Annotated in this window: 14 protein-coding genes; 9 read left to right on the top strand and 5 right to left on the bottom strand. The window is 42.4% G+C overall.

The features are described from left to right. Positions 1 to 6: 6 nt before the first annotated feature. Positions 7 to 213 (bottom strand): exodeoxyribonuclease VII small subunit, encoded by a 207-nt coding sequence (gene xseB / locus ACFO3N_RS16515; RefSeq protein WP_379799502.1) that lies wholly within the window; start codon positions 211 to 213, stop codon positions 7 to 9. Next, positions 191 to 1,627 (bottom strand): exodeoxyribonuclease VII large subunit, encoded by a 1,437-nt coding sequence (gene xseA / locus ACFO3N_RS16510; protein WP_379799500.1) that lies wholly within the window; start codon positions 1,625 to 1,627, stop codon positions 191 to 193. The genes xseB and xseA overlap by 23 nt, the downstream gene beginning before the upstream one ends. A 190-nt stretch (positions 1,628 to 1,817) precedes the next feature. Between xseA and ACFO3N_RS16505 the strand changes: the two genes are divergently transcribed. Continuing rightward, positions 1,818 to 2,189: a SpoIIAA family protein gene (locus tag ACFO3N_RS16505; protein WP_379799497.1), complete on the top strand. Its 372-nt coding sequence runs from the start codon at positions 1,818 to 1,820 to the stop codon at positions 2,187 to 2,189. A gap of 89 nt (positions 2,190 to 2,278) precedes the next feature. On the opposite strand, the gene ACFO3N_RS16500 is transcribed toward ACFO3N_RS16505, so the two are convergent. Beyond that, the gene (locus tag ACFO3N_RS16500; protein ID WP_379799496.1) at positions 2,279 to 2,524 is read right to left on the bottom strand and encodes a hypothetical protein; all 246 of its coding nucleotides are present in this window, start codon (positions 2,522 to 2,524) and stop codon (positions 2,279 to 2,281) included. Between the two features lie 269 nt (positions 2,525 to 2,793). Here ACFO3N_RS16500 and ACFO3N_RS16495 point away from each other — a divergent pair, with 269 nt between their 5' ends. The 5 genes from ACFO3N_RS16495 to ACFO3N_RS16475 all read left to right on the top strand — a co-directional run bounded on the left by ACFO3N_RS16495 (position 2,794) and on the right by ACFO3N_RS16475 (position 5,626). Then, entirely contained in the window at positions 2,794 to 3,018 is a 225-nt protein-coding gene (locus ACFO3N_RS16495; RefSeq protein WP_379799494.1) for a hypothetical protein, read from the top strand. Positions 3,019 to 3,042: 24 nt separating this feature from the next. After that, positions 3,043 to 3,393, top strand: a complete 351-nt coding sequence (locus ACFO3N_RS16490) for a hypothetical protein (RefSeq protein WP_379799491.1) — start codon at positions 3,043 to 3,045, stop codon at positions 3,391 to 3,393. Between the two features lie 41 nt (positions 3,394 to 3,434). Next, positions 3,435 to 4,145: an SRPBCC family protein gene (locus tag ACFO3N_RS16485; protein WP_379799489.1), complete on the top strand. Its 711-nt coding sequence runs from the start codon at positions 3,435 to 3,437 to the stop codon at positions 4,143 to 4,145. Between the two features lie 140 nt (positions 4,146 to 4,285). After that, a complete protein-coding gene (locus tag ACFO3N_RS16480; protein WP_379799487.1) occupies positions 4,286 to 4,711 on the top strand; it encodes a response regulator in 426 nt (141 codons plus the stop codon). A 12-nt stretch (positions 4,712 to 4,723) separates the two neighbouring features. After that, on the top strand, positions 4,724 to 5,626 hold the full coding sequence (locus tag ACFO3N_RS16475; RefSeq protein WP_379799484.1) for a magnesium transporter CorA family protein: 903 nt from the start codon (positions 4,724 to 4,726) through the stop codon (positions 5,624 to 5,626). Here ACFO3N_RS16475 and ACFO3N_RS16470 read toward each other — a convergent pair whose 3' ends face one another. Then, entirely contained in the window at positions 5,627 to 6,004 is a 378-nt protein-coding gene (locus ACFO3N_RS16470; protein ID WP_379799482.1) for a response regulator, read from the bottom strand. Positions 6,005 to 6,191: 187 nt separating this feature from the next. Here ACFO3N_RS16470 and ACFO3N_RS16465 point away from each other — a divergent pair, with 187 nt between their 5' ends. Continuing rightward, on the top strand, positions 6,192 to 6,644 hold the full coding sequence (locus tag ACFO3N_RS16465; protein WP_379799480.1) for a response regulator: 453 nt from the start codon (positions 6,192 to 6,194) through the stop codon (positions 6,642 to 6,644). A 42-nt stretch (positions 6,645 to 6,686) separates the two neighbouring features. Here ACFO3N_RS16465 and ACFO3N_RS16460 read toward each other — a convergent pair whose 3' ends face one another. Then, positions 6,687 to 9,212: a PAS domain S-box protein gene (locus ACFO3N_RS16460; protein ID WP_379799478.1), complete on the bottom strand. Its 2,526-nt coding sequence runs from the start codon at positions 9,210 to 9,212 to the stop codon at positions 6,687 to 6,689. Positions 9,213 to 9,386: 174 nt separating this feature from the next. Here ACFO3N_RS16460 and ACFO3N_RS16455 point away from each other — a divergent pair, with 174 nt between their 5' ends. Then, entirely contained in the window at positions 9,387 to 10,343 is a 957-nt protein-coding gene (locus tag ACFO3N_RS16455; protein ID WP_379799476.1) for a hypothetical protein, read from the top strand. 110 nt (positions 10,344 to 10,453) lie between these two features. After that, on the top strand, positions 10,454 to 10,588 hold the full coding sequence (locus ACFO3N_RS16450) for a DUF892 family protein (protein WP_379799474.1): 135 nt from the start codon (positions 10,454 to 10,456) through the stop codon (positions 10,586 to 10,588). The last annotated feature ends 134 nt before the right edge of the window (positions 10,589 to 10,722 follow it).

Here is a 10,722-nt window from a genome sequence, read left to right as displayed (position 1 = left end):
AAGAGCCTATTCTTTCGGATTCTCCATGCTGCTGATAATTCTCCCCACCTCAGCTTCGGTCGCTTTCAGCCTGCTCTGGCAGAATTCAATGAGCTCTGATGCCCTTTTTACTTTTGATGCCAGCTCGTCCACCGAAATGGTTTCATTTTCAATTTCTTTCGAAATGGCGGTCAGTTCGGCAAAAGCCTTTTCATAAGTCTGGTTCTCTTCCATCGTATTGTATTTTTTCTTTAACGGTGCTTATCAGTCTGGCATCTTTCAGAATAACTTCAATATCATCACCCTGACGTATGCTTTCGGCGCTGCTGGCAATGGCATCTTTTACCCTGATAATGGCATAGCCTTTTCTCAGGATATTCTGCGGAGACATCATTTGTATGGTTTTATGGTGATGTTCCAGCGTAAGCTCCTGTCTGCAAAGATAAGCATTAGCGAATGTTTTAACGGCATTTCTTAACTGGAGCAGCTCGCCCTTCCGCTCCACCAGCAGCATCGCGGGGCGCTGAAGAGCCTTCTGGCTGGCAACGAGCAGCCTTTTCTGATTGTCATGCAGCAACGTCCCTGAATTTCTGCCAATCTGTTCCCTTATTATATCCAGCTGCTTTGCATGGCTTGCCGCAAGGGCAGCCGCATTATGCAAAACAGCATTTTTCATCTGGCTGAGCTCTTTATAATGCCCCAGAAACAGGTTTTGTGATTTAATTGCAATAGTCCGCTGCAGTGCGAGTATGCTTTCTTCAAAGCTGCGGTTGTGGGCAATGATGAATTCCGCCGCCTTTGTGGGGGTTTTGGTATGGGTGTGTGCCATAAGATCGGTGATGCTCACATTTTTCTGGTGTCCGATTCCCGTAATCACCGGAATGGGAAACTTCGCCACTGCCCTGGCAATGCTGTAGTTGTCAAAAATCAGGAAATCCGACTGCGAACCGCCTCCCCTTGTGATGACAATGGCATCATATGGAATTCCGGTATTATAAACATCGATAAGTTTATTGAGAAACAGCTTTGCATTATTGTCTCCCTGCACAACGGTATGATAATCATCAATCCGGAATGCATAGCCAAAATCATTGTGAACCATCGTATGACGGAAATCCTCATTTCCTGCGGAACTGCTCGAAGAAATCACAGCCACCCTCTGGATAACTTCCGGAAGCTTCAGCCGGCTGTTCAGCGTAGAATATTCTTCGCCCTCTTTCCAGATGTAGCCATTTTCCCTGACCAGTCTCGCAAGGGTGGCGTTGCGCTGCTGTTCCAGAATCCCCAGCATAAAACTGCTGTCGATATCCAGCAGGTTAACCGAAAGCCCGTAGAGCGGATGGAAATCCACACTGACCTGCACCAGCACATGAAGATTGTTGGTAAAACGCTGTCCCGTTGTGATTTCAAAATCAAGAATCCGCAGTGCCCCTGCTCCCCAGGACTTGCCCATTATTTTAGCTGTAATAGTACTGTCTTTTTCTGATTTCTCCACCAGTTCAAAATAATGGATCTTCTTATCGGCCTTAAAGGAATGGTTGGTAACATCAGCCACCACCCAGTGCGTCTGTCCCTTAAAACGCGAATTGATCGTGTCTTGGATCCGCTCGTTGAGCTGCGAGAGTCTGATATGCTGGTCTGGTACCATATAGCGGATGAAATGCGTCTTCTGTCTAAATTTTCTTCTCTGCTAAAGTACAAATTATCGCTCGGAATCTCAAACCGCCTCAAAACAGAAAGCGCCAAATTGATATTTTATAAAACCGCCTTTTAATCCTGTAAAAAAAAGTATGGCTTGTGCTTTTAATTTTATCGGAACGCATTAAAATTCAGAATTTATGATCCAGCCTATACCTACTTCGGGAAATGCTGCCGCTTTTAGGGCACGCGGCCCAATGACAGCAGAGGACTATTTCAATGTGCTTGTTCCTGCAGTCACCAGTCTAGCAGAAAGAATAAATGAAATTAACTTTCTCCTTGTAATGGATACGGAAATAAAAAGTTTTGCATCGGCACACTGGATGGAAGATGCCATACTGGGTCTGAAAAACCTTGGCAGATGGAACCGCGCCGCACTGGTCACGGATTCTGATACAGCAATTTCATTTACAAATGCTCTTACCGATCTTGTTCCAGGCCAATTCAAAGGCTTTAAAAAAGAAGCTTTTGAGGAAGCCATGCTGTGGGTGCAGACCGGTGAAAGCAGATAAAATTGACGCCGGCATAATATATCAAAGACCTAAAACCGACGCAATTCTGATCGGGACACAGCGCCGTCTATCTACCGGAAAGCGCTTCTTTACCTGATCGTAATGGCGTCCAGGAGGTTTTCCCGATTAATGAAAGCAGTAATATAATCCTCCACTTCATTTCGTTTCTCATCGGCGGTTTCAAAAGTATTGATATGAAAATCCTCATCCTGGTCCAGAATATGAATAATTTCGGTATATCCTCTGGAAATCAGGCTTCCCTTAAGTTTAATGACGGTGAGCTGCTGACGCGGGTTCAAATCTTTTCTCACCTGCAGCCGTATTGCTTTTTCCATTGTGAAAGATCTGTGAATTAAAATAGTAATAAATCTGTATTCAAATATAATAAATTTAGAACGAAGCGCCAATTCGCTGCAGTGTTAAAAAAAAAGTTTTTCAATTATTGGAACGAATCAGTAAAACATTAAAAAACAAACGCATAGCTAAAAAAAATCCCTTTATGCCAAACATGTTAATTTGATAATAAATCCCATTTTTTCTGTAAGAAAAACACTTGAGACATGAATTAATTTTAGGATATTAAAAATCTTAAAATAGAGCAACCATGGAAAATCAGCATAATTACAGTAAAGAAGAACTTCAAAAATGTCCGTACCACCAACAGCTGCGAGCTTCAGAGGATAAAGAAAGGGATGAAAATGCCAATACCGGCGACTGGCAAGATGAGCGCGATGAGGACGGAACCGATCCGAACCGCTACGATCAGGAAGACGGCAACAATAATTCAGGAGGAGCTGGCAGCACAGGCAGCGCAGCTGCTAACAGCTGACATTTAAATAAAAAACAAATTACGATGATAGCACACAACAGCACTACCGACAACGATACTGTTTACCGCCGTTATGCTCATAGCACCATAAGCACAGGCCAAAAGGATGATGTCAAAAAAGAAGCGCCCGATCACTCAGAATATGGTCAAGCTGCTTCAGGCACTACTTATCTTGACAATGAATTCTCCAGCTCCCTTGAAAGAGATGACCAGCAGTATGATGACGAGCCGCAGGAAGAAGATCGACCGGACGAAGATTCACAAGACGATCAAGAGCTTGATCCAGATGATCTTGATGACGATCTTGTAGAGCGCTATGATGAAAACGACCGCGAACCTGATACATTTTCTGACGACGGCTATAAAATAGATTAAAAGGCTTAATTAGCATAACACCAGTAAAAATTAAAGCTGGAATGAACGAGGCTTTACATAAATTTAAAAACTTAAAAAGAAAACAAATGCACACTTCAACAATATCCAATAGAAAAATCACTGCTAAAAGCAATGTCAATGTTTCGACATTTGAGCGCATCCTGATGACCGCAGCAGGTTCTTATCTGCTGTACAAAGGACTTTCGCAGGAAAAGAAAAATATCAGCCAGATTACCTCAGGAGGTGCAATGCTGGCCCGTGGAATAAGCGGCTACTGCCCTGTTTACAGCGCCGTTGACCACTTGAAAAATGATAAAGGCTCCAATGTGAATATCAGAACAAGCATTACTATTGGCAAACCCATAAGTGAAGTATATGCTTTCTGGCGCAACCTGGAGAACCTTCCTAAATTCATGAACCATCTGGAGTCGGTAAAAACCATCAGCAGCACAAAATCTGAATGGACTGCAAAAGGACCTGCAGGCATAGGGTCGCTGAGCTGGAAAGCCGAAATCATCAAAGACCAGAAGGAAAAGCTGTTAAGCTGGCAGTCTGTGGATGATGCGCCCGTAAAGAACTTTGGAAAAGTGCTTTTTAAAGCCAGCGGCAATTCCACTGAGATTGACGTTACGATCTCCTACCGTGCCCCTCTGGGAATTGCGGGGCAGGGAGCGGCAAAACTGCTGAACCCGATTTTTGAAAAAATAGTGCACGACGATATCAGCGGTTTGAAATCTTATCTGGAAAAATAACCAAAGGAAAAGCCTTCTTTGGATGCCTTACCGAAACCTTTTGGGATTTCAATTCCCAAAAGGTTATCATCGGCTTTAGTATTGGAATTATAAGAGGCAAATCTGCAGAAATTCATCTATTAAATTGTATCTTTATAAACATGAGAAGAAAAGGAGAAATTATTATAATTGAAGATGACGAGGACGACAGGCTGTTCCTTCAGGATATTTTTGATAGCCTGCAATATCCCAACAAAATTAAGTTTATTGAAGACCCCATGGAAGCGATACCGTATTTATCCAATCCGTCCGTTCTCCCTTTTCTCATAATTTCAGACATCAATATGCCTAAAATTAATGGATTTGAATTGAGAGAACAGATTATGTCTATCGGTGAGATAGGCACTAAATGCGTTCCGTATATTTTCCTGTCCACTTCCAAAAACCCTGAAAACGTTTTGAAAGCGTATAGCTGCAATGTTCAGGGCTACTTTAAAAAACAAGAAAATTTCGCTGATTATAAAGCAATGATTAAAAATATCATGGAATACTGGCTTTTGAGCCTTACACCATCCGTTTCAATCTAAAAACAAAAAACCATGGCAATCCATACCTGCCAGATAAAAGATACCGGCATTACTTGGATTGACATATATGATCCTTCAGAGAAAGATATAGAGTCGGTGAGCACCAGCTATAGACTGAACTCTTATGCCCTAATGGATTCCCTTGATCCTGACCATCTGCCCAAGTACGAAGAGCACAATGACACCCATTTTCTAATTATCAGGCTCTTTCATGAAGAAGACCAGAAACTGCCCACTATTCAAAGCCTGAGCAGCAAAATTGCTGTTTTTTTCAATAAAGACTTTATTATTACGGTACACCGTTCTGCCCAGCCGCTAATAAAAAAAATCATGGAAAGCCAAGTCTCTGAGGGCAAAATAAATTCTGCAGCAGGTATTGCTATCCATATAGTGGGGGAAGCGCTTCGGTCATTTGAAGATCCCGCGATGAAATTATCGGCTGATATTGACCGTTATGAATCCACGCTGTTTTTAAAGAAAAATATTCCCGATGATATGATCGAAGATATTTATTATCTTAAGAACCGCTCGGGACTTTACAAAAAACTGCTCCTGCTGAGCAATGAAGTCGTAAATTCGATAAAAGCCGAAGGTGAAGAGCGTCCCGCGCTGCATGATGTGCGTGATCTACATACTAAACTGGCACTGCTTTATGATCAGGTGCAGGAAGATGCCAATAATCTGCTCAATATTTACCTCTCGCTGTCTGCCAGAAAAACCAATGATGTAATGAAAATTCTCACTGTATTCTCGGTTTTTTTTATGCCGCTGACCTTTATTGCTGGCATTTACGGAATGAACTTTAAATTCATGCCCGAACTGGAATCTCCCCTGGGATATCCGGTGATAATAGTGGTAATGCTTGCAGTGTCGGTTTTAATTTTCTTCTGGTTTAAAAGAAAAAAATGGCTGTAATTATAAAATGGAATCCAGAAGCGCAACAAGATCCCTGTAACTGGCAGGTTTGCTTATGTACTGGATAAAGGTATGCTTTTCCAGGTGTTTCTCCATAAAATCCTGAGATGGCGTAGAGATCAAAATAACGGGTATATTACTAAGCCTGCTGTCATTTTCAAACTGTTCCAGCATTTCAAAACCGTTTATACGGGGCATATTGTAATCAAGAAAAATAAGATCCGGCAGATTCGCGCCCTCTTTAAGATCTTCCAGCGCTTGCTGCGGACTGCCGATCCAGCGCACTATAATTCCTTTTTTCACCGAATCTGCGGCCTCCATGAAGATCTCAGCATCTTCGGGATCATCATCTATTAATAAAATATTTTTATATAACATATATTTGATTTAAACCGCCTGGAAAAACAGCTGATGTCATAATATACGCATTTTACTCTGCTGCGGTTTAAAACTTCAACGGCAAAAATAATGAAAAACTTTTTTTTTCAAAAAATCATACCGCTTCTCCTGCCTGCTTTTTAAAATACCGCAATTTAAAACAAAACCAGGCTCAAAATTGATATCTTTGCCTTACTATAAAATTACTATGGCAGAAGCTTACACAACATTATTTTATGCTGACGATGATGAGGATGACAGAATGTTCTTTGAGGAAGTCGCCCAGCAGATCGGTGAAAGCATCAGCCTTTTTGAATTAGGCGATCATATGCTTTTGAAACTGCAGAATCCGCCTCCATCTCCCTCCTTAATTTTCCTTGACTTAAACATGCCCATAAAAGACGGTTTTGAAGTACTGGCAGAAATTAAAGCCTCTTCCAGTCTAAAACATGTTCCGGTAATCATCCTATCTACTGCAGGCAATGCCGAAACGGTAGAGAAATGTTTTAATCTGGGAGCCTCACTCTATGTAAGAAAAACAATGTCAATCGCTGATTTGAAAAAAGCGGTAGAGTATGTTCTTTCCATCAATTGGGAGAAACAGCATATCACTATGGACAGCTTTTTATACAAAGGATAATATTCCGGAAGCCTTTTCAGCAAAACACGCCCCTTAGTTATTTCACGCCTCATCAATTTTTGCAGGCAGATCAGGCAGATAGATATGAAAGGTGCTGCCCTGACCTTCTTTAGATTCTGCGTACATAAATCCCTGATGATTTATCACGATTCTTCTGCATAGCGCCAGTCCTATCCCGCTTCCTGGATAAATTGTCTGGATATGCAGACGCTTGAAAATTTCAAAGATCTGGTCTTCGTGGTCTTTTTCAAATCCGATTCCGTTATCACTAAATGATATGTGGCAGTAATTTACATTTAAAATCGGCGAACTGCTGAATCTGGCAGCCTCTTCACTGGAGACTAAAACGGACGTGATTGCAATTTGAGGCGATACCCCATCATTTATAAATTTTAGCGAATTGCTCACCAGATTGTAAAACAGCTGGTTCATCTGCAGTCCCACGGCCTGCAGCACGGGCAGTTTTTCAAAAGCAATGACAGCTTTCTTTTCTATTACAGCCAGTTCAAAATCATTCCAGACATTCTGGACCACTTCGGAAAGATCGACAGCCTGCAGACTTTTTTCGGGTTTAATGAGTCTTGAGAATGCAAGCAGATCTGTAATCAGACGGCTCATGCGTGCCGCTGATGATGCTATTTTTTCAATAATGGTTCTGGGATCTCTCTGAGAATTCCCGTCCTGCAGCATTTGTGCAAAAATCTGGATCTTACGCAGGGGCTCCTGAAGATCATGGCTGGCAACATAGGCAAACTGTGCAAGTTCTTCATTTGAATGCTGCAGCGCATTATTGGACAATTCAAGTTCCCTATTGGCTGCCGCAAGCTCTTTGGTCTGCAGGGCCACCTCGTTTTCAAGCGCCAGCTGCAGTTCTTTCTGGATGGTTATATCCCGCGTAGTGCCGCTGATTAGAACTGCTTTGCCCTGCTCATCAAAAAAGGTCTGCCCGACGGCATGAATCACCTTTTCTTTTCCGCTGTGTCCGTGGATAATTCTGTATTCTGCTTCATAACTCCCATTAGAACCTTCTTTCTGGGCAGCAAAAAAAGCTTGGGTCACCCTTTTAAAATCCGACGGCCTTATTAAAGCCCTCACCTTTTCTGATGGTATTACCGTGCCGTCGAGCCCAAACATATCGGCATGTCTCCGGGAAACCGTGCTGATGCCAGTGGCAATATCCAGAGACCAGGTGCCCAGCTGTGCCACATCTACAGCTGACTGCAGTTTAAATTCGCTCTCGCGAAGGGCTATCTCAGTTAATTTGCTCTGTGTGATATCAGTAGCATGCACAATCAAGCCAATCACTTTTCCATCCCTATCTTTGTGCGGCGTATATACAATGCTGAGCCATCTTTTAACTCCCATTCTCGAAGGCGCAAACATTTCATATTTCTCCTGCTGTCCTGCGTAAGCTATTTCGAGATGAGGAAATGTTTTGGCGTAAGCTGCTTCCCCCAGAAACTCCCTGACTGTCTTCCCGACTGCTTCTTCACCCTGGATCGAAAACCAGTCTTTAAAAACCGTATTATATGTAACATATCTCTGGTGCTGATCGAGATAGAAAATCATCGCCGGCACCGTATCTCTCAAAAGCTGCAGATGGGCCTCACTGGCCAAAAGCTTCTCTTCTTTTTCTTTTTCTGCAGTAATATCAATGGCTATTGCGGTAATGTATTTCTGCCCATGCCCATCCATGACTATCGAAATGCTGTTGTTGACCCAGATTATGGATCCGTCGCCGCACACGTAGCGCTTCGTTATCAAAAAGTCATTTCCATTTTCCATGCAGTCCTGAAGCATTTTCATATTCCGATCCAGATCATCGGGATGCGTGAGTTCGCCCAAATTCATTTTCAGTATTTCTTCGCGGCTGTAGCCCAGCATCTGGCAGTAGCGGTCGTTCACTTCCACCACGCGCCCTTTTATATCGGCCTGCGCAATTCCGGCATTGGACTGCATTAAAACGCTGTTAAGCTGCGATCTCACCGAATTAGATGCTATTATATCAGGGATTACGGCCGAATTTTCAATGCAGGTCGCGAAAACCCCCTCAATGCCATTGCTCTGACTTGAAATTATGCTGTATCCGATAGTAATGTAAACCTGATGGGCTTTTCCGCTTCTAGTAAGAGAAAGCACAATGTTTGACTCTGATTTAACTGAGCCGCCTTTCAATATCTCCGCTAATGAATCAGAAACTGATCTCCATTCTGAAGGCAGTGCTTTATTGAATTCTTTTCCCAGATAGTCAGGCTGTGCGCTGCTGTCCGCAAGAAAAGGACGAAAGGCATCATTGTAAAAAAAAGCGGCTGCCTTACCCCACACTACAAACATGGGAACAGGGGAAGAAAGCATTATTGCAAGTGTGGCTCGAAACCTCTCAGGCCATTGCTCTATAGCTCCCAAAGGCGAACTGCTCCAGTCCCTCTTTGCTATCATGGTTCCTGTTTCTCCTCCATTGGTTAAAAATAGATGTTCTGGCACTGGGTCTTCTAAATACACTTCTAATTGATTTGGTGCATCGAAGATAAGGCAATTTTCACAGTTCTCCAATTCTGACAGCAGCACACATCTTTGATTTCAGAATTTTTATCCAGATTTTTTACGTCTTTCAGAAATCAGATGAAAATTTTATAACAAGATAACGAAATGATATAAACGACATTCCAGTCCCTCCATTATTTTTGTTTTTTTTGTAAGTAATTATCCTATGGAATGTAAATTAAAAAACAGAATAACACAATGAAAACCATGTTGCTTTTTATTTACTGCCTGTCTGCCGCGCACTGCTGCTCGCAAACACGCTATCCCTCTGAAAAAGTGCAGCTTGCCATTGAAACATACGCCTATTTAAAAGGACAGAATGCCGCCTTGAAAAAAGTGGCCAGACAGTTCCCATCATTTACAAAACAAGTCAGTAAACTGAAGAAAAATGCGCATCCTGTTTTTGGCAGGGCTGAAAGAAATATAGAAGATTTTCTGCAGCAAGAGCTCAACGATTATCAATTTAATGCTGTGGAGAAGCATGTCGATTCTCTTATTAACGAACAGCTGAAAAACCCCATTGAAAAGAAAGAATATGCCGGAAGTTTTCTGGAGCAGGTCAAGGACAAAATAGCATTCAGCAGTAATGCCGCTGTTCCAAAAGGCGTTATCTCTTTTGCCTATCATGATGCGCCGCATGAGGAAATTACCAATGGCCATATCATAAACTTCAGCACAGAAAACCATCCAAAAGCAGAAGACGCAGTGCTCAGGCTTCCCATACCTAAAAGCTGGAGAGCGGCGGATGAAGCAGAGATGCCCGGAACTGTCCAACAGTTCACCAGCTGCGACGGCAAAGGAAACGAAAAAATACTTATTGTAATACATGAACTTTCTGAAGAAGATCAAAACATGATTCTTACCGAACAGTCTGTCTCAGAAATGATACCCCCGCAAAGCAGGCTCATTCGGACTGAAAATATCAAAATTGACGGCATGCCCGGAATAATGGTTGAAATCGAAGAGACTCTGGAACTAGCTTTAAAAAAAATGAAAGTGCGCATGCTGCAGTTTATGTGCACTGATAAACAGAAACTGTACTGCCTTCAGGGCAGTATTGGCCCGGTTGCCCTGAATCACAACCTGGATATTCACATACAGAAATACGAACCGCTGTTCCGGCTTGTTGCCGAAGGCATGGAAATAGAAAATTAAGTTCCGGCACATTCAAAACAATATGCATTTGAATCCTTTAGCCAAGCTGTAATTTTGCGAGCTCCAAACCGTAAAGACATTGGAAGAAACGCAGCCTGAACCGGTTCGAGATGCCGGAATTATTGCGGCTTCACAAAAAAATCGAACATTATGAGATTGCCACTGATGGAACTCTTGCAGCATTTGCCAAAACACTTGGTAAAAATTACGCGACAAAGCTGTTAAGGAAGCAGACTGTCAGCTAATGACATAGCGCTGAATGCTGTAAATACAGCGGCAGCAGAATAACGTAATAGCATATTCAAAAAGAATGTATGAATTATAAGCCTCAGCCACTAAGTTATTACTGTGCTGGGGCTTTTTCATTCACTGCAAACAA

Source organism: Flavobacterium chungangensis, assembly GCF_042654045.1.
GTDB classification, from domain to species: domain Bacteria; phylum Bacteroidota; class Bacteroidia; order Flavobacteriales; family Flavobacteriaceae; genus Flavobacterium; species Flavobacterium chungangensis.
This window is presented reverse-complemented; position numbering and strand designations above follow the sequence as displayed.

What these genes read in the sequence shown, in the direction of transcription:
- xseB (WP_379799502.1), bottom strand. Translation starts at nt 213, where the DNA reads ATGGAAGAGAACCAGACTTATGAAAAGGCTTTTGCCGAACTGACCGCC.
- xseA (WP_379799500.1), bottom strand. Translation starts at nt 1,627, where the DNA reads ATGGTACCAGACCAGCATATCAGACTCTCGCAGCTCAACGAGCGGATC.
- ACFO3N_RS16505 (WP_379799497.1), top strand. Translation starts at nt 1,818, where the DNA reads ATGATCCAGCCTATACCTACTTCGGGAAATGCTGCCGCTTTTAGGGCA.
- ACFO3N_RS16500 (WP_379799496.1), bottom strand. Translation starts at nt 2,524, where the DNA reads ATGGAAAAAGCAATACGGCTGCAGGTGAGAAAAGATTTGAACCCGCGT.
- ACFO3N_RS16495 (WP_379799494.1), top strand. Translation starts at nt 2,794, where the DNA reads ATGGAAAATCAGCATAATTACAGTAAAGAAGAACTTCAAAAATGTCCG.
- ACFO3N_RS16490 (WP_379799491.1), top strand. Translation starts at nt 3,043, where the DNA reads ATGATAGCACACAACAGCACTACCGACAACGATACTGTTTACCGCCGT.
- ACFO3N_RS16485 (WP_379799489.1), top strand. Translation starts at nt 3,435, where the DNA reads ATGAACGAGGCTTTACATAAATTTAAAAACTTAAAAAGAAAACAAATG.
- ACFO3N_RS16480 (WP_379799487.1), top strand. Translation starts at nt 4,286, where the DNA reads ATGAGAAGAAAAGGAGAAATTATTATAATTGAAGATGACGAGGACGAC.
- ACFO3N_RS16475 (WP_379799484.1), top strand. Translation starts at nt 4,724, where the DNA reads ATGGCAATCCATACCTGCCAGATAAAAGATACCGGCATTACTTGGATT.
- ACFO3N_RS16470 (WP_379799482.1), bottom strand. Translation starts at nt 6,004, where the DNA reads ATGTTATATAAAAATATTTTATTAATAGATGATGATCCCGAAGATGCT.
- ACFO3N_RS16455 (WP_379799476.1), top strand. Translation starts at nt 9,387, where the DNA reads ATGAAAACCATGTTGCTTTTTATTTACTGCCTGTCTGCCGCGCACTGC.
- ACFO3N_RS16450 (WP_379799474.1), top strand. Translation starts at nt 10,454, where the DNA reads ATGCCGGAATTATTGCGGCTTCACAAAAAAATCGAACATTATGAGATT.